This window comes from Niallia sp. FSL W8-0635, assembly GCF_038007965.1.
In the GTDB taxonomy this organism is placed as follows: domain Bacteria; phylum Bacillota; class Bacilli; order Bacillales; family Cytobacillaceae; genus Niallia.
Genome location: NZ_JBBOYD010000001.1, coordinates 1,006,547 through 1,024,707, shown reverse-complemented (window position 1 = coordinate 1,024,707; position 18,161 = coordinate 1,006,547). Strand labels below are relative to the sequence as shown.

Below are 18,161 nucleotides of genomic sequence, written 5' to 3'. Positions count from 1 at the left end.
GGTGTATATATTGGATATTTTTATATCAGAACAGATTAAACAATTAATCCCTAATTTTAAAATTGGCTTCATTCACTATCAAGGCATGGAAGTAATGGACACGCCCCAAATGATTAAAGGCCGAATGCGACTTTTTCAAGAGTCTATTTTTTTTGATTTGGAAGATAGCAATGTGACCGATATTCCTTCTGTAAAGGAATGGAGAGAAATCTTCAAAAAAACAGGCAAAGATCCCAATCGCTATCGTCATTCAGCGGAAAGTCTTCTTAGACGAATCAAAAAACAAAATTACTTAGAGCCAATCAACAGTAGTATTGATATTAATAACTTCTTTTCCCTACAATATAGTATTCCTATCGGTATTTATGATTGTGCCAATCTTCAAGGTAATATAAACATCCGTATCGGAAAAGAGGGCGAACAATACGCTGGTTTGAATGGAAGAATGAATTCTATTGAAAATTTAATTGTATCGGAAGATGATATTGGTCCATTTGGCAGCCCTTTTGTTGATTCTGACAGAGCACCTGTCCAAGCATCCACGAAAAATGCTATACAAATCATCTATCTTCCGCCATCCATTGCTAATGAAAAAGCAGAACAAATGATAGAATCCTTGCTTAACATGTTTGTCCAAGTGCATGGAGGAGAAGCTACTTTTTCCATTGTGGAATAAAAATGTCAGGAGAGCCTTGAAAAAGGATCATACTCTCCTAACATTGCTGTTTTTTTGCGTAAAATATAAAAAACGCAATGCTTCGTTCTTAATGAAACGAAACACTGCGTTGTGAGCGTATGTATGGAGCGGGTGATGGGAATCGAACCCACGACATCAGCTTGGAAGGCTGAGGTTTTACCATTAAACTACACCCGCATTTATTAAATTTTCTTTACTGTTTTTTTACTTATTTTTAACACGTTTTTTATTATATAATCATAGTGTAAAAAAATCAACCTCTTTTCGACATTTTTTTATTTTTCTTTTAAAACTTTTATTTTCCCGATTCTATTACTCACTCCAACCACTTTTCATTGGTTCAGGGAATCTACTTTCTTTTTATAACTCTTCACTTTAGCCTCCTAGATCGTCTCTGTCTATGGGGCCTTCCAATTTAGTAACTATGGAAATTTCTAAGCAGATTCCCTTCCCAAAGACTTCTTTTAAATAACTACATCATCATTGTATTCAACAGTCTAATATTTATTATTAATTTCTTTTCTTTTTTTGTTTCTTTACATTTAATTTACGATTCCCACCTTTTTGATACCAATAAAAAAAGACCAGCTCCTCATTTATAAGGTATACTGATCTTCTTCTTAATAAACAATTTATTTTGCAAAAATAGTTTCTCTTTCTTTCCAAGCAAAACTTGAGATAAGCAATAGGAGTGCTCCCATAATAAGTACATAAGTAGTGACAGCCCCAGCAACTCCAAATGCCTGTGATAAATAGCCAAGCCCAATAACTGGAAGGCTCACACCAAGATACGTAATCACAAAGAAGGTAGAGACAATATTTCCTTTTGTTTTACTTGGAGCCACTTCATTTACTAGTGCTAAACTTCCTGCATATGCTGGACCATTCCCACCACCAATAAGTACAGCAGAAATTAGCAATAAAGTGAGTGATTGCGTATTAATCGTAATGACTAGTAAAACCAGACCAACTGCAAGGAAGATATAACCAATCGTAATCATTTTCTTTAATGATAGTTGTTTTAATAAAATTTGATTAAATGCTGCAGCAATTAATCCAAGTGCTACGACAATTCCTGATATCGTTAAACTCGCTACTGTTGTAAAACTAGACAGATTAGATGGGATTAAAGACATAAACATACTAATAATCGACCAGGCTACAAAAGAAGTAAAGGAAGCTAATAAGAAAGGCTTCATAATTTCTTTGGGAACAAATGGTTTCTTTAGTTGAACAGGCTTTAAACCAGGTCTAATATTTTCATTTAAGAAAAACAGTAGGATAAAGCAAGGAATAATAAATAATAAATGCACATAATAAGATAATCTTAATGGGATTGGAGCAAAATCACCTAGTAATCCGGAGAGAATTGGCCCAAATGCATTACCAAGCGTAACAGCAAGGGCACATATTAACGCAGTTTTTTTCGTGTTTCTTTTCTCATCAAGCTCAGTTAAAGCAGCCACTGCCACTCCATTTAAAATACCTACAGACAACCCTTGGAATAGTCGGCCGATAAGAAGCATTCCAAGACCATTTGCAATAGTGAAACAGAATGTTCCTACTAGCGAAAATAATATTCCTGGAATTAACACTTTCTTTCTTCCAATCTGGTCAGATAGCTGTCCTGCAATAACAATTGCTGGAATAACTGTAAAGGCATAGATAGCAAACACAAGGGTTATCATCCCTGATGTAAGTCCCCATTCCTGACGATAAAGCGAATAAAGAGATGCTGGTATATTTGTTCCGAATAAAGTTAAAAACAAACTGCAAGCAACTAACCAGTAAGATACTTTTTTGCTTAACGTTTTTTGCTCCCTTAATACTTGAATAGTATCTGTACTTTGAAGCAGCCTTTGTTGAAAAGCTGATTTATGGATGGCATCTGCATCCACTTCTACTACATCCATTAATCCCTGTAATCCAGCGATGAGATTATGTACTTGCTTCTCCTCAGCTGAACTAGAGATTTGTATTCTTGTTGTTGCTTCTCGTTTATATTTTTTTGTTTTTATATCTTCAATATTTACATGATGCGTTCCAAATAAGCTGGATATACGAGCCAGAACTCCCGGCTGATCGTTTACAAGCATCGAAATGCGATATGCTGAAGTCATGAGCTCTTCACTCCCTTGTTAGTTTCCATCTTCTATTTTATGATTGAATAAATATAAAGTCTATACATTTGTGAGAAAATATAACATGAATTCTTCGACAAATTATTCCATGTTGATATTATACGTTCTTATTAACTTTTCTCCTCCTCTTTCACTTTCTATTAACTGTATTTTCAGAAAAATCTTGCATATTATTTGTATATTTCAAAGTATTACTTTTGGGAATACTAAATAAATAGACAGAATTACGTTTGAATTGTGAACAAATTTCGAATAAATATTATTATTGTGATTTTTTTCACATAATTTCATTGACCAGTTAAGGGATCAGCATGATAATAATAGGGTAAGAAACATAACTACAGTGAAAAATAAGAAAACCTTGTTCAGGAGGGTTAATATGGAAGGCGCATCTCTTTTTGAAGTAGAAAAATTAGCCTTAAAAAAATTAAAAATTTATCAGCGAAGTAAGTTTCGCTTTTTTATGCGGGCTGTTGTCGCAAGTATGTTTATCGGCTTTGGTGTAATTGTTGCATTTAAAACCGGGAATTTCTTTTATGCAGTAGATTCACCTCTTGCCTATCCAATGGCAGCTTTAGTATTCGGGGCAGCAATTATTCTTATTGCCTATGGTGGCGGAGATTTATTCACAGGGAACACTTTTTACTATACTTACGCAGCATTAAGAAAAAAAATCAAATGGTCTGATGTTTTTAAAGTTTGGGGAACAAGCTATGCTGGAAATATTATAGGAGCTATTTTCTTTGCCATATTTATCTTGTTAACCGGGTTATTTAAGTCTCCTAGTGTAAATGACTTCTTGCTCCATGCAGCAGAGGCGAAATTGGAAGCACCGATAAGTGAGCTTTTCTTTCGGGGCATTTTATGTAACTGGCTTGTCTGTTTAGCTTTCTTTATCCCAATGGCTTTAAAAGAAGATATTGCAAAAATTACAGTCATGATTTTATTCGTTTTCTGTTTCTTTATTTCAGGATATGAGCATAGCATTGCCAATATGGCAACATTCTCTATTTCTTATGTACTGGATCAAAATCCAGCAATTACGATTCCAGCAATTATTCGCAACTTAATTCCTGTCACACTGGGAAATTTAATTGGCGGTGTCGGATTCATGGGCGTAATGTATTATTATGTAAACAAACCATTTATGGATGAAGAAGAAAAATAAGAAAAGTACCCAAAAGAGGCTGGGAGGTCTCTATAAATGAAAAAAGATGAAATAAAGCCTTGAAATTTTACTCATCGTAAAATTTCAAGGCTTTTTTGACTCAGAGAAGGTTTTTGTCCCAGTCCCTTTTAATTCACCTATAAAGGGAGCAATTCATACAAATTTTACTTCCCCCAGTTTCTCAACGGCTTATACCCAGAATGATGAATAAAATCATGTACAGTCTCATTACTAAGTCCTTGCATATTCACCCCATTTTTCAAAGCAGTTATATGCATTTTAGCTGTATATTCTAACGTTTGAAGGGCCATACGTGCTTCTTTTAGGCTCACATCATAAACGATAACGCCATGGTTTTCCAGCAACATGACATTTCCTTCTTTTGCATGTTCTGTAACTACTTCTGCAAGATCTACACTTCCAGGATGTTTATATGGAATCCGCACAACCTTTTCTAAGTAATACATGGCCTCTACGAAATAATTATTCGGTAAATCAATATCTGAACATGCAATTAATGTAGAGTAAAATGGTGATGCATGTAAGACTGCATTGATTTCAGGACGTTGTTCATAGATACCTTGGTGCATCTTAAATTCCTTAGATGGCTTCTTCCCTTCTACTAATCCATCGGTTGAACATAAGGAGAAGTCATCATACTCTAATTCGCCTAAGTAAGTTCCACTAGCTGATACATAAAAATCATTGTTATCTAAACGCGCACTAATATTACCAGCTGTGCCCCAAGCTAACTGATTATTCATCATAAAGGATCCTGTTTGTTGTAATTCTTTAATAAGTTCTAAACGATTCATGTCTTCACTCCTTTGTAATCTATCTAGTTAAATCTTTTCCTACTAATACACCAATCTACCAACTAAATTTTATTTAAATAATTGAACTAACCCCATTGATATAAAGGGAATAAAGGTAATCAACAATAATGCGATTAAAATGGCGGCGTAAAATGGTATCATACCTCGTGTCAATTGGTCTAAACGTAGGTTAGCAATCTTACCTGCTACAAATAGGTTCAATCCTAGTGGCGGTGTTACCATACCGATAGCAAGTGTGACAATCATAACGATACCAAAATGAACTGGATCAATACCGAGTTCACTAGCTACAGGAGCTAAAATTGGTGCAAGGATAATGATTGATGCATTTGTTTCCATAAACATTCCAATCAGCAAGAGTAATAGGACTACAAAAATCAGGAATACTGTAGGATTATCCGACATTGATGTAATCATTTCCGCAACTTGTTGAGGAACATTTTGGATAGTTAAAACCCAGCTAAATAGTCCTGCAGTTGCAAGGATAAACATAATAGAAGCCGTAGTACTCGTTGCCTGTGTTAGTACTTTACCAATATTTTTAAGGTTAATAGAACGATAAAACACAATACTTACGATAAGGGCATATACTACAGCAACACCTGCAGACTCAGTTGCCGTAAAGATTCCACTATATATACCACCTAGAATAATAAATGGCATAATAAGTGCTGGTAGTGCTTTAATAAAAGCTTGCCAAACTTCATTCCCACTCTTTCTAGGTTCTTTCAAATAATTACGTTTCTTCGCAAGAATAACAACCACAATGATAAGCCCTATACCTATTACAATCCCTGGCACCATCCCAGCTATGAATAGATCCCCAATAGATGCCCCAGCTGCAACTCCATATAATATAAGTGGTATACTAGGTGGAATGATAATACCTAGTGTCCCTGATACAGCTTGGGTACTACCAGCAAAGTTAGGATGATACCCACGCTTAATCATGGCAGGAATAAGGATTGATCCTAATGCAGCAGTTGCAGCTACACTTGATCCAGAAATAGCCGCAAAAAACATGGTTGTGACAACCGTTACTATTCCTAATCCACCATAGAAATGTCCTGATATCGCATTAGCAAGATTAATTAATCGTTCGGAAATACCACCATGCTCCATGATAACACCTGCTAATATGAACAGTGGTATTGCCATTAATGGAAAGGAATCTAACGCGACAAAGGCACGTTGATCAAGAACAAGAAGTGGAATATCTCCACTTACCAATAGGGCAAGACAGGAAGACAATCCCAAGGATATAGCGACTGGTACACCTAGTAAAAAGAAAACAATTAGGGAAATAAATAAGACTGCGATCATAGGATGTCACCTCCTGTTGGTATTTCCTCTACTGGACGATTTTTTATTTCAATTAGGACTGCAATAGCATTTAACAACATTAATAAAGATCCAATTGGCATTGCTGCATAGGCCCAAGACATCGAAAATTGCAGAGTTGGTGTTGCTTCTCCAGCTACCAATGCAGTCAATAAAATACCGTTATAACAAAGGACAGCAAAGAAAATAGAAGAGATAGACAATATTAGCATCATTAATCGCTTCTTATTTTTAGCGCTTACAATTTCAACTAGAAAATCTATCGCAATATGTTCCCCCTTACGGACAGCTACTGCTGAACCTAGAAATACTAAGTAAACCATTATATAACGAGCAATTTCCTCAGACCAACTCAAAGGATAATTTATAACAAACCTGGTCACAACTTGTAGGAAAACAAGTGCTACCAATACGATAAACATACTGGATACAACAAATTTCAAGACTTTATTAATCTTATCTATAAAATTCACATATAGTTGCATCTGGTTCCTCCCCCTTTAAAGTAATTATTGATTCGTGTTGACAATACTATCATATAATTCTCGACCATATTTATCTGCCAACCTCTTATGTACAGGCAGAACTAGGTCCTTAAATGCCTCTTTATCGACTTCAATAATCTCTACTCCAGCATCCTTCATTTCTTGAAGTGCTTCTTCATCCGCTTTTGCTACAAGTTCATTTTGGTAATCACGTGCTTCTATAGCAGCTTCTTCCACCGCTTTTTGTTCTGCTTCGGTTAGTTTTTGATAGGTTTTATCGCTCATTAATAATTGCACATAACCATATACATGATCTGTTTTAATTAGATAATCTTGTACTTCGTGGATTTTAGCACTAGTGATAAAGGAAGCTGGGTTTTCTTGTGCATCAATTACACCTGTTTGTAGGGATGAGTATACTTCACTAAAGTTCATTGGAGTTGGATTTGCTCCCATTGCCTCCCAGCCTTCAACAGATGCTTCTATATTTGGCACCCTAATTTTAATCCCTTTTAAATCAGCAGGCATTTCTACTAATTTATTAGTAGTTAGCTCTCGTGGTGCTCGTATAAAAAATTCAAGTCCACGTACACCAGTGGCTTCTAACATATCTTGTTGTAGTTTCTTTCCTCCCTCACCATATAAAAACGCTTTCATATGATCCATGTCATCAAACAAATAGGGCAACTCTAAGATAGAGTATGGAGTATAAAAGTTGGACATTACTCCAGCAACAAGAGAGAAATCTACTGATCCAATTTGCATACCTTCTATTAGATCACGATCAGAACCTAATGTAGAGCTTGGGTATATCTCTACTTTCACTGAACCATTTGTCTTTTCATTAACCAATTCTGCAAATTTAACGGAAGAGACATTCCAAATATCACTTTCGCTCTGTATATGTCCGAGTCTTAATACTGTTACATCCTTGTTATCCCCAGAGGTTGCACTAGAAGCACAACCTCCAAGAACAAAGACTGTTAACAGCATTAACCCTAGTAAACTACTAATGGTTTTCATCATGCTATTAACCTCCTATTAATTAAAATTAACAAGTACTTTAACAGACTGATCTAGCTTTTTATTAACGATTTTAAACCCTTCAGCTGCATGTTCGTAGCTTAGATGGTGAGAGATAACCTTTTCAACAGGAATTTCCTTTTTACGAATAATTTCTAATGCTTCTTCTGTATCTGGTCGATTATATGTCATACATCCTACGATTTCTTTCTCGTTTTGCTGCAGTTGTTGAATATCAAGATCTTGTGGTCCATTAAACATCGCTACAGTTACGGCACGACCACCCTTTTTCAATAGAGTAAGAGCATCATTGACAATGCCTGGTACACCAACAGTGACAAAGACTTTATCGAAAGAGCCACCCATTTTTTCTTTCGCTTCTTGGATCCAGTTTGGATTATTCATCGTATTCATGGCTTCTTTCACTCCAAGCTCACGAGCTACATCCAGTGAGTAATCTAAAACATCCGTAATAAACGTTTCTTCCACTCCACGTGCACGAACAGCTGCAAGTGTAAGAAGACCAATTGGACCTGCACCAATAATAGCAACTCGATCTGTCGCTTTCACATCCCCTTTAAAAGCAGCATGAACACCAACAGCTAACGGCTCAACAAGCACTCCATGGTCATAGCTAACAGAATCAGGTAGACCGATTGTTAGTGATTCAGGAGATACAAAGTATTCCGCCATTGTACCGAGCCAATCTCCCATTCCTGGTGCCAATCGCTCATCAGAATAATTGATATTACCCGTCATTTCTCCTTCACTTTCACCTGTGCCTTTTTGTGGTTCAACCGTAACGCGGTCTCCCACATTAAATTTTGTAACATTCTTACCGATTTCCACCACTTCACCAGCTACTTCATGACCAATAACAACAGGTGGTTTCCTAAAAGGATGTAACCCTTTGTAAGTATGAATATCAGAACCACATATGCCTGCAACGGCAACTTTTATTAATACTTCATCATCTTTTATTTTCGGTATATCAATTTCCTTTACAACAACTGTTTCTGGCGCATCAACAAATACTGCTTTCATTCTTACCACTCCTATTATTTAAATAATATTGATTTAGAATCTTGCAAGTGTTTACGCATTAATGTCACTGACTCAGAATGATGATTTTCCAGCGCTTTGTAAATCTCGACATGATCTTCATAGAATTTTCGAACTCTAGACGGATCCTTACTTAAATGTCTTAGTGTAATTCGAAGTAAATGATCCTGATAGTTTAGTAGAATTCGTGTGATTTCTTGATTTCCTGTCGCTTCGCTAAGAGTTAAATGAAACTCATGATCCAATGTCGCAAATGCTTTTGCATCTGCACTTTCTACTGCTAATTTTGTTTCTTCAATATTGCTTTTTAACTCTGCCAATTGATCAGCATTTATAACTGGATAGATGGTTTCACAGTTAAAGCTCTCTAGTGCAATACGTAAATTGTAGATATCATTAATTTTATCTACTGATAAATCATTGATGAAAATTCCTTGTTTAGAAGAAACGGTAATAAACCCTTCCGTCTCTAAACGTACTAAAGCATTTTTTATTGGTGTCTTACTCATGCTCAAGTCATTAATTAATGTTCTCTCAGACAGAAAGAGACCTGGGTGATATTCTTCATCTAATATTTTTTCTTTTATTTTTTGATAGGCTATATCTTTTAAAAGCACTAGTAGCCCCTCCTAATCATTAAATCTTCTCTTACCTGACATAAACACATTCTCAAAAAAGTTTTCTCCACCTAGTTGACCACTTTTCAGCGCAATCTCGAGATTATTAAAGCGTTCATCATCAGAATATGCTCTGCAAAGCGGTGCACCTGGAGCAATAGAATCTAATACTTCTAGTCCGAAAATACCTAGCTGTGAAGTAACAAATCCAGATGTATCGCCACCAGAAACGACAATGCGTTTTAATTCCATGTTTTCCATTATATATTTTGTCCATTTACCTAGCTGTTTACCAATTAGTCTTCCAATATCCTCTTTGGCTATTCCATGCTTAACTAAATGCTCTTTAGTTGCCTGTATGCTAGTATCCTCTATTCCTTTTGCAGTGTATAAGATAGCTTTTTTCTCTGCACGAATGGTTTCCACTATTCCATTTAGGAATTCCTCAGGTAATTCCGTTTCACTTAAAAGCTGGTATGGAACCTGAATCATATAAAAACCTGCTTGCTCTGCTTCTTCTAATTGACGTTTAGTAACTTCAGAAACACTCCCTGATACGACAAACATTTCTTCTATATCACTCTTAGGTTTTAATTTAGATTCTACTCCCATATTCTCTTTCTCCAAAACCTTACCTAAGGCATACTCAACACCAGACGAACCAATTACGAATAAAGAATCTTCTTTCTTATTTTCTTTCAGTACCTCTCCAAACCATGCAATATGTTTATCATCAAGAGCATCATAAATCATCATATCTTTCTCGCAATCTAGTACATGTGAATCAGTAGCAGTTTCCTCCATGTCAAGTATTGTTATATTACCAATACTTTGCTTGGTTTGCTTCTCCAGATGACTCTTCAGATTTGCTTCATCCATCGGTGTGGAAGGATGCTTTGACATAACTGGATGTTGATCGAGTCGGTATATAGTACCATAAAAGTTTGCAAAGTGATTACCAAATACCGTGTAGCGTCCTAAAGTTGGGGCACCTACCAAAACAGGATAGGTTCCCTTGTCAAAATATTTTCGTGCAAGATCACCAGCAAATCCAATACTGCCTACGTCTGGAGCAGAATCGAATGTAGAACACACTTTATAATGGACATAGTAAGGATTTAAAACTTTAAACCTTTCAAACACTGGACGTAATTCCTCTTCCATGCCAGTTCTATTTTTGGCTCTCGCTGTACCTGCAACACCGATGCAATCAGCATCCTTAAAAAGCTCAAGCATGTCATCATTAGGTGGTTCTAGAAAGAGAATTGTCCTCCATCCATATTGGTGTAACGCCTCCATAGCATCTGTAGATCCTGTGAAGTCATCCCCATAAAAGGCAAGAGTCTTACGTTTAACCATAATCTCAATCCTTTCTAACCGAAATCTATATTACTTATAACAGAAGAATATATGTATCATAATAGCGAAGTTTTTTTACTCATTACCACTATGGAAATGGTAAAATCTAACTTAGATCTATGTTGTATCTATATAGTATCACATCTATTTTTAAATTACAATAAGCGCTTTCAAAAATCTTATTAATTTATAAAACTAGATTGACTAACAAAAAAGACGCCTCCATAATGGAAAGCGCCTTTTCTAATTACCTATAAAATCAATGCTGGTTCGTAACATCCTCTGCTGCATTCACCTTCACAGAACCCTTTCGAACCAACATAAAGTATGACAGAGAAGCTAATAAACTACTTGCTACGAAAATAGTAATTCCCATAGGCAGAGCCGTTTCTTCTCCTCCTATTCCTACTAACGGAGCTGTTAGAGATTCCAGTAAGAATGGTAATAAACCTAATAGAGCAGAAGCACTCCCAGCCACATTTCCTTTTGTTTCCATTGTTAGAGAGAAGGACGATGTATCAATAATACTAAGCGACATAACGAAAAGGAATATTGGGATTGCAACTGCCAGTAATGGCGTATGCATTAGAATCGCATGTACTAATAAAGCAGCAGATATGGATAAAATCAAACCACTCTTCAAGAAGGTTCTCTCGGAATATCTTCTCGAAACCCTTCCAACAATTTGAGTGCCGATAATCAGCCCCACTCCATTGATTCCGAACAATAAACTAAATACTTGTGGAGAAACGCCATAGATATCCGCAGCCTGAATTTAAGAACTAAATTAGAGATTGTTCGTCTTTACAAATTAAATATTTAGTGTTGTTCCAGCCTTTTTAAATCTATCATACCTATGAAGCAAATCTTATCTTTTATGATCCAAAACTTCGCACTTATGATCCATTCTTTCCTTTTATGATCCAAAACTCCACACTTATGATCCAAACTCAAAAATAACATACCACCCCCATGCTAAAACCCTAAATCCAAACAAAAAAACATTTGACTTCCCCCCATTCAAAGCGTAAATTTTAATAGTATATTCAAATAATCAAATATACAAATATTCAAAAGAAGAAGGGTTATTATGAAATGGAGTTTGGTTGACAATCGATTTGCTCACTATTCATTTTCATCTTTAAGAAAAGATATTACATCTGGAATTATTGTTGGTATCATCGCAATTCCCTTGGGAATGGCTTTTGCGATTGCATCAGGTGTAAAGCCTGAATACGGAATTTATACAACAATAATTGCCGGCATTCTTATTTCCTTATTAGGAGGATCTAAGTTTCAAATTGGTGGTCCAACTGGTGCTTTTATTCCTATTGTGCTTGGTGTCGTACTCAGCTATGGCTTTGAAAATCTGTTAATTGCAGGATTCTTAGCCGGCATTATGTTAATTTTATTTGGCGTATTTAAACTTGGTTCCCTCATTAAATATATTCCTAGATCTGTAACCATTGGCTTTACTTCCGGAATTGCCGTTATCATTTTCACAGGCCAAATTTCCAATTTTTTAGGATTACGAGATATTGAAAAACATGAAGCGTTCCTAGCTAACATGGGAGAAATCTTACAGCAAATCGATACCGTTAGTCTTTATAGTGTTCTTACAGCTGTAATTTGCCTCGTGATTATTCTTATGTCACCTAAATGGTTTCCAAAATTACCTGGGCCATTAATAGGATTAGTTATTTCTACTATTATTGCAACCATTTTTTATCCTAGTGAAATTGCTACTATAGATTCTATGTATGGCGGCATTCCGAATACGTTACCATCCCTTCACCTTCCTGCTTTAACTTGGGACCGGATTACATTTTTAATACAACCCGCTTTTGTTATTGCGATTCTTGGTGCCATCGAGTCCCTATTATCTGCAGTTGTCGCAGATGGAATGACAAACAGCAAACATAATAGTAATAAAGAATTAATTGGACAAGGAATCGCTAATATGATTGCTCCCTTATTCGGTGGTATTCCAGCTACAGGTGCCATTGCTCGAACAGCTACTAATATAAAAAGCGGGGCAGTTTCTCCTCTATCCGGAGTCATTCATGGTTTCGTAGTTCTTTTGATTCTATTAGTTCTTGCACCTTTTGCAGGAAAAATCCCACTCGCAAGCATGGCTCCCTTATTAATGGTAGTTGCGTGGAATATGAGTGAACAAAAATCATTTCGCACAATTCTTAAAACAAAAACAGGAGACTCCCTTGTTTTAAGCGTTACTTTTCTACTAACCGTCTTTTTCGACTTAACGACTGCAGTAGAAATAGGCTTGTTTTTAGCTATTATTATCTTTACTAAACGTATGAGTGATATAATGAAAACATCTCAAGTGCTGCCTAGTCACTTAAATAAATTGGAAAAAATAGAAAAAAAACAATCAAATGGATGTCCGCAAATTAGCATTTTCGATGTAGAGGGACCGTTATTTTTTGGAGCAGCTCAAGCATTTGAACAAACCCTATTGCATTCCATTCATCACAAGCCTAAGATATTAATTCTTCGAATGGGAAAAGTTCCTTTCATGGATTTAACGGGAGAGGCCTATTTCTCTAACATTGTTCACAGCTTTTCCAAACATGGGAAAGTTCTAATTTGTGGAATTAATGCTCAACCAGAAAGCATTTTGCGAAAAACTGGCTTGTTTGAAAAAATTGGTGTAAATCATTTCTTTCTGCACACAGGAGAGGCGATTGACTATGGCTTACTCCTTATAAATAAGCATCAATGTCATGACTGCAAACATTTTGCTTTTCAAGAGTGCGAAGCATTTTCCAATCTACAAGAACAAAAAATAAATAAAACATCGATAGCAATTAAGTAATTAGGAAAAGGAGGAAGGTATTTGAATCTTGATATTCAACAATTTAAGGCAGATTTTTTTAAAGCGCTAGCCCATCCTTTACGAATTAAAATTTTAGAAATTCTAGCACAAGGGGATAAAAGTGTAAATGAAATTCTCGAGCTTTTAGAGTTGGAAGGCTCAGCTGTTTCCCAACAATTAAGTATCCTGCGCTCTAAAAATATTGTTATCGGGAACAAAGATGGCAATCGAGTCATTTACTCTCTTAGAGATCCAGCAATCATTGAACTTCTTTCAGTTGCTAAAAAAATCTTTAATAATCATTTGATTGATACCATTACCATTTTAGATAAGGTAAATGAAATGGTAAAATGAAAAAAAGCATGGAAATTATTTCAACAAAATAATTTCCATGCTTTTTTTATAAAAGGCTGTTAAAAAATATGATTAATAATCAATGAGATAATATCAATCCATCCTCTTCTATCTCATCTGGTTTTTCTGCGACAATTTCGATTAATACTTTATGTGGCAAGCAAATGATGGTTTGACCAGGTATGCCCTTCCAGCCCATTTTGACGCCAATCTGGTCTGGACTATTATCTTCTTTAATTCTGATTTGCTCATTTTCCACTTCAATTAAATTATATTGTTTGCCTTTTCCTTTAATCATAAATTGCTCATTTTCCATATGACCAGTTAATTCTACTTCACGAATGATTTGACCGTCCTGTGTAATAATTGCGATTACTTTGTTACCTTCATCTTCCTTGCTTTGATTCATCGCAAATACGGCCATTGGTACAAATGAAATGACTAGGAGGATAACGACCATTATAATATCAAAGGGTTTTATCATCTTAGAGTATTTTCTCATCGAAAACTTCCCTTTCTATCAGCTAATATACATTTATATTATAAAGGTTTTTATAGTAGAAACATATGGATAGAGACAAATCGTCGATAAATCGCCATATGTTTAGTCAGCAGCTAAACATATAAAAAGCCATCAAATTCCTTCGATGGCTTCCTCAAAATTAAGGTTTAAGAATAACCTTAATAACTTCATCCTCATGATCATTAAACATCTGGTAGGCGTTACTTGCATCATCCAAAGAAATGCGATGGGTAATGATTTCTGTCGGATCAATTTTTCCATCCGTAATCCAATCAAAGAGCATTGGCATATAATGAATAACTGGCGCCTGCCCTGTTTTTACCGTAATGTTTCGTTCAAAAATATTTCCTAATGGAAACATATTATACTTCGAGCCATAAACCCCTGTTAAATGCATGGTACCGAACTTGCGCACTGCATTCATTCCGATTTCAATAGCACTAAGTGTTCCTCCTTGGAGCTTTAATTTTTGCCCGATTACTTCCATAGGAGTTTTCTTTCCATCCATTCCTACACAATCTATCACTACATCTGCACCACCAGAAGATAATTCCTTTATATAGTTACCTGTATCCTCATGATTATCAAAATTAACAATTTCTACTTGATTCATTTTTTGTGCATGGTTTAAGCGATAAGGAATGTTATCGACAGCAATAACCCGCTTCGCTCCTTTCATCCAAGCAAACTTTTGAGTCATTAAGCCGACAGGACCGCAGCCTAATACAATAACCGTATCTCCATCCTTTACTCCTGAATTTTCAACGCTCCAATAAGCTGTTGGAAGAACATCAGACATAAACAATAGTGCTTCATCCTCTAATTCACAAGATTTTGGAATAACAAAAGGCACAAAATTTCCAAATGGGACACGTAATAGTTCCGCTTGTCCTCCTTGATAATCACCGTACCTCTCTGTAAAACCAAAATATGCTCCCGTATCGGCAATATCCTTATTTGGATTTGCATTATCACACTGACTTTCCATTTCATGCTCACAATAATAGCAATGTCCACAAGAAATATTAAACGGAAGCACTACGCGATCTCCTTTTTTAACTCTCGTTACTTCTGGACCTACCTCTTCTACAATACCCATTGGTTCATGCCCAATTACATAGTCTTTTTCAGCAGGTAACGCTCCTTGATAAATATGTAGATCCGAACCACAAATAGCCGTTGATGTAATACGAACAACAATATCATCTTTCTTTTGGAGCTTCGCATCTTCTACTTGCTTTACTTGCACATCCTTAGTTCCTTGAAAAGTGACAGCCTTCATTTGCAAACTCCTCCTGTTTTTTAGAATTGCTTATCTATACCAATCTGGTAGTACAAGACAAACATCCAAATATTCCCTGGCGCTGCTTCTTATCTTTACATATTCTAAACAAGAAAATTACATGAAAGACATCAATACCCTAAAATCAATCTTTAGTATACATAGTATGTTTCTACAAATATCTACATTTTATGAGGAGGAGAATATGAAAAATACATTTGCAAAAACGATTAGTGCCTTATCAGTAACTTGTTTACTCGGATTTTCTCATTATGCTGCACCATCTTCTGTAAGCGCTGCAACCTTTTCAGATGCAATCACTGTGAACAAAATTGCTTCTTACAGTACTGGTTTATCAGATAAAGATGGTGGTGTAGCTGAAATCGTAAAGTATAATCCAGATAATCAAAAATTCTATGTTATTAATGGAAAGCTCCAAACAATCGATATTGTGGATTTATCTTCTTTAGAATCAAATACACTTCAAAATTTGTCCAAAGAGAAATCTATTAATATTGCAGAACTGCTGAACAGTGATAGCTTTCAATACGGGGACTTAACTAGCATTGATATTAATACGGAGAAACAGATTGTCGCAGCAGCAGTTCAGGATGAAGATTATTCCAAAAATGGACGCATCGTTATCATGGATTATGATGGGAATATCCTATATACATTCGAAACTGGTGTTCAGCCTGATAATGTCGTTATTTCAAAAGACGGCAACTTTATTCTATCTGCAAATGAAGCAGAGCCTAGATTAGGATTAGAGAACGGCGTTGATCCAGAAGGCTCCATTACGATTATTAACTACGAAACTAACCAAGCAAATACGATTCTTTTTGATGATACGAGTGTAATAGACTCCGATGTGCACATCCGAAACAACGGTACCATAGCTGATGCAGTCCACGATTTAGAGCCTGAATACATCGGACTAACAAAGGATGGCAAAACAGCATTCGTTTCTCTCCAAGAAAATAATGCAATTGCCAAAATCAATGTGGAAACTGGAAAAGTACAATCTGTGAAATCATTAGGTTTCAAAGATCACTCTTTACCGGAAAACGGATTGGATGCAGCACGAAATGATAAAATTGAAATCGAATCCTTGCCAATCTTAGGCGTATATATGCCAGACTCGATTGATGTAGTCGAGAAAGATGGCCATACTTATTTATTGACAGCAAACGAGGGCGATGCAACAGAATGGGAAGAGTTTGTTAACATGGAAGATTTCAAAAAAGTAAAAGATAAGATTCAACTAGATTCCTCTCTATTTAAAGGATTTACAAAAGAAGAAGCAGAAGCTACATTCGAGCGCATGAAAAGCTCTGGTGATTATGACAAGCTAGAAGTACTTACCGACCGTGGAAACGATGCGATTTACACGCTAGGTGGACGCTCCTTCTCCATCTGGAACGCAGATACAATGGAACTTGTGTTTGACAGCGGCAGTGAGTTTGAAGAAATTACAGCTGATCGTTATCCAGACTTCTTTAACTGGTCAAATGATGATGATGTATTTGAGAAGCGTAGTGCCAAAAAAGGACCTGAACCAGAAGATATCAAAGTAGGGATGATTGGAAACGAGCTTTATGCATTTATCGGCTTAGAACGCATTAGTGGTGTGATGACTTACAATATTTCCAACCCCGCAAATGCAACATTCGCCAACTATTTAAATACGAGAGATTTTTCACAAGCAGTTAGCGGGGATGTCGCTCCAGAAGGACTATCCTTTATCCCTGCAGAGGACAGCCCCACTAAGAAACCATTGTTATTAATTGGAAATGAAGTAAGTGGAACAGTTGCTGGTAATGAATATCAAGTAGATCCGTTGATTCCAATTGATTCGATTGAACTGAATCAAACTACTATCAGCATGGAAGTTGGACAGACCTTCCAGCTGGAAGCTTCTATCCTGCCAGAAAATACAACAGACAACAAGGAATTAACTTGGAAGAGCTCTAATACAGACGTCGTATCTGTAAATGAAGAGGGACTTGCAACTGGGCTAACAGAAGGAACAGCAACTATTTTAGTAGAAACAGCAGATAAACAGAATCAAGCTGAAGCAACTATTACTGTAAAAGAGCAACAAGTAGCTGAAGAAGAAACGCCAATAGATACACCTGATGACGATGATAAGGTAACGTTGCCAGCGGAGTCAACAGATGAAGATAACGGAATTTCGGAAGAAGGACCAGTTGAGAATGTTGCTGACGAAACAGTAGATCAACCAGAAGATTCCCTAGTGAACAAGGATACTACTGATAATTCTTTAGAAGAAAATACAACAGGAAACCAACTACCCGATACAGCAACAGCTAACTATTCATGGTTACTATTGGGTTCCATATTATTAGTAATTGGTGGAAGCAGTTATCTTCTAATTTACCGATATAAAAAGGCTAAAACTACTTAAAGAAATAAT

16 protein-coding genes and 1 tRNA gene are annotated in these 18,161 nt (G+C 36.1%); 5 read left to right on the top strand and 12 right to left on the bottom strand.

The features are described 5' to 3' along the window. Positions 1 to 10 precede the first annotated feature (10 nt). Positions 11 to 676, top strand: a complete 666-nt coding sequence (locus tag NYE52_RS04910; protein WP_341192031.1) for a B3/B4 domain-containing protein — start codon at positions 11 to 13, stop codon at positions 674 to 676. A 124-nt stretch (positions 677 to 800) separates the two neighbouring features. Here the strand turns inward: NYE52_RS04910 and NYE52_RS04905 are convergent. Further along, positions 801 to 874: transfer RNA gene (locus NYE52_RS04905), tRNA-Gly, on the bottom strand. A 455-nt stretch (positions 875 to 1,329) separates the two neighbouring features. Beyond that, positions 1,330 to 2,817 carry an MFS transporter gene (locus NYE52_RS04900; protein ID WP_341192030.1) on the bottom strand — a complete coding sequence of 496 codons (1,488 nt, stop codon included), beginning with the start codon at positions 2,815 to 2,817 and terminating at the stop codon, positions 1,330 to 1,332. Between the two features lie 400 nt (positions 2,818 to 3,217). Here NYE52_RS04900 and NYE52_RS04895 point away from each other — a divergent pair, with 400 nt between their 5' ends. Then, on the top strand, positions 3,218 to 4,006 hold the full coding sequence (locus NYE52_RS04895) for a formate/nitrite transporter family protein (protein WP_341192029.1): 789 nt from the start codon (positions 3,218 to 3,220) through the stop codon (positions 4,004 to 4,006). A 164-nt stretch (positions 4,007 to 4,170) separates the two neighbouring features. Here the strand turns inward: NYE52_RS04895 and NYE52_RS04890 are convergent, their stop codons facing one another. From NYE52_RS04890 to NYE52_RS04855, 8 genes are all read right to left on the bottom strand, one after another. Beyond that, a complete protein-coding gene (locus tag NYE52_RS04890; protein WP_341192028.1) occupies positions 4,171 to 4,821 on the bottom strand; it encodes a class II aldolase/adducin family protein in 651 nt (216 codons plus the stop codon). 69 nt (positions 4,822 to 4,890) lie between these two features. Continuing rightward, positions 4,891 to 6,165 carry a TRAP transporter large permease gene (locus NYE52_RS04885; protein ID WP_341192027.1) on the bottom strand — a complete coding sequence of 425 codons (1,275 nt, stop codon included), beginning with the start codon at positions 6,163 to 6,165 and terminating at the stop codon, positions 4,891 to 4,893. After that, on the bottom strand, positions 6,162 to 6,668 hold the full coding sequence (locus tag NYE52_RS04880) for a TRAP transporter small permease (protein WP_341192026.1): 507 nt from the start codon (positions 6,666 to 6,668) through the stop codon (positions 6,162 to 6,164). The genes NYE52_RS04885 and NYE52_RS04880 overlap by 4 nt, the downstream gene beginning before the upstream one ends. A 24-nt stretch (positions 6,669 to 6,692) precedes the next feature. Then, on the bottom strand, positions 6,693 to 7,694 hold the full coding sequence (locus NYE52_RS04875) for a TRAP transporter substrate-binding protein (protein ID WP_341192025.1): 1,002 nt from the start codon (positions 7,692 to 7,694) through the stop codon (positions 6,693 to 6,695). 15 nt (positions 7,695 to 7,709) lie between these two features. Further along, positions 7,710 to 8,735, bottom strand: coding sequence for a zinc-dependent alcohol dehydrogenase (locus NYE52_RS04870; RefSeq protein WP_341192024.1), 1,026 nt, complete (start codon positions 8,733 to 8,735; stop codon positions 7,710 to 7,712). Between the two features lie 14 nt (positions 8,736 to 8,749). Continuing rightward, positions 8,750 to 9,370: a GntR family transcriptional regulator gene (locus NYE52_RS04865; protein WP_341192023.1), complete on the bottom strand. Its 621-nt coding sequence runs from the start codon at positions 9,368 to 9,370 to the stop codon at positions 8,750 to 8,752. A 12-nt stretch (positions 9,371 to 9,382) separates the two neighbouring features. Then, positions 9,383 to 10,729: a four-carbon acid sugar kinase family protein gene (locus NYE52_RS04860; RefSeq protein WP_341192022.1), complete on the bottom strand. Its 1,347-nt coding sequence runs from the start codon at positions 10,727 to 10,729 to the stop codon at positions 9,383 to 9,385. 259 nt (positions 10,730 to 10,988) lie between these two features. Next, positions 10,989 to 11,372 carry a hypothetical protein gene (locus tag NYE52_RS04855; protein WP_341192021.1) on the bottom strand — a complete coding sequence of 128 codons (384 nt, stop codon included), beginning with the start codon at positions 11,370 to 11,372 and terminating at the stop codon, positions 10,989 to 10,991. Between the two features lie 447 nt (positions 11,373 to 11,819). On the opposite strand from NYE52_RS04855, the gene NYE52_RS04850 reads away from it, so the two are divergent. Both NYE52_RS04850 and NYE52_RS04845 read left to right on the top strand, forming a co-directional pair. Next, complete coding sequence (locus NYE52_RS04850) at positions 11,820 to 13,565, top strand: SulP family inorganic anion transporter (protein WP_341192020.1); 1,746 nt, start codon at positions 11,820 to 11,822, stop codon at positions 13,563 to 13,565. Between the two features lie 21 nt (positions 13,566 to 13,586). Next, positions 13,587 to 13,919, top strand: a complete 333-nt coding sequence (locus NYE52_RS04845) for an ArsR/SmtB family transcription factor (protein WP_341192019.1) — start codon at positions 13,587 to 13,589, stop codon at positions 13,917 to 13,919. Positions 13,920 to 13,998: 79 nt separating this feature from the next. On the opposite strand, the gene NYE52_RS04840 is transcribed toward NYE52_RS04845, so the two are convergent. Continuing rightward, positions 13,999 to 14,421: a NusG domain II-containing protein gene (locus tag NYE52_RS04840; protein ID WP_341192018.1), complete on the bottom strand. Its 423-nt coding sequence runs from the start codon at positions 14,419 to 14,421 to the stop codon at positions 13,999 to 14,001. 160 nt (positions 14,422 to 14,581) lie between these two features. Next, the gene (locus NYE52_RS04835; RefSeq protein ID WP_341192017.1) at positions 14,582 to 15,724 is read right to left on the bottom strand and encodes a zinc-dependent alcohol dehydrogenase; all 1,143 of its coding nucleotides are present in this window, start codon (positions 15,722 to 15,724) and stop codon (positions 14,582 to 14,584) included. Positions 15,725 to 15,929: 205 nt separating this feature from the next. On the opposite strand from NYE52_RS04835, the gene NYE52_RS04830 reads away from it, so the two are divergent. Then, on the top strand, positions 15,930 to 18,152 hold the full coding sequence (locus NYE52_RS04830; protein ID WP_341192016.1) for a choice-of-anchor I family protein: 2,223 nt from the start codon (positions 15,930 to 15,932) through the stop codon (positions 18,150 to 18,152). The last annotated feature ends 9 nt before the right edge of the window (positions 18,153 to 18,161 follow it).

Coding starts and splice junctions, on each gene's coding strand:
- NYE52_RS04880 (WP_341192026.1), bottom strand. CDS start 6,668: ATGCAACTATATGTGAATTTTATAGATAAGATTAATAAAGTCTTGAAA.
- NYE52_RS04830 (WP_341192016.1), top strand. CDS start 15,930: ATGAAAAATACATTTGCAAAAACGATTAGTGCCTTATCAGTAACTTGT.
- NYE52_RS04875 (WP_341192025.1), bottom strand. CDS start 7,694: ATGATGAAAACCATTAGTAGTTTACTAGGGTTAATGCTGTTAACAGTC.
- NYE52_RS04870 (WP_341192024.1), bottom strand. CDS start 8,735: ATGAAAGCAGTATTTGTTGATGCGCCAGAAACAGTTGTTGTAAAGGAA.
- NYE52_RS04890 (WP_341192028.1), bottom strand. CDS start 4,821: ATGAATCGTTTAGAACTTATTAAAGAATTACAACAAACAGGATCCTTT.
- NYE52_RS04900 (WP_341192030.1), bottom strand. CDS start 2,817: ATGACTTCAGCATATCGCATTTCGATGCTTGTAAACGATCAGCCGGGA.
- NYE52_RS04860 (WP_341192022.1), bottom strand. CDS start 10,729: ATGGTTAAACGTAAGACTCTTGCCTTTTATGGGGATGACTTCACAGGA.
- NYE52_RS04850 (WP_341192020.1), top strand. CDS start 11,820: ATGAAATGGAGTTTGGTTGACAATCGATTTGCTCACTATTCATTTTCA.
- NYE52_RS04885 (WP_341192027.1), bottom strand. CDS start 6,165: ATGATCGCAGTCTTATTTATTTCCCTAATTGTTTTCTTTTTACTAGGT.
- NYE52_RS04835 (WP_341192017.1), bottom strand. CDS start 15,724: ATGAAGGCTGTCACTTTTCAAGGAACTAAGGATGTGCAAGTAAAGCAA.
- NYE52_RS04840 (WP_341192018.1), bottom strand. CDS start 14,421: ATGAGAAAATACTCTAAGATGATAAAACCCTTTGATATTATAATGGTC.
- NYE52_RS04895 (WP_341192029.1), top strand. CDS start 3,218: ATGGAAGGCGCATCTCTTTTTGAAGTAGAAAAATTAGCCTTAAAAAAA.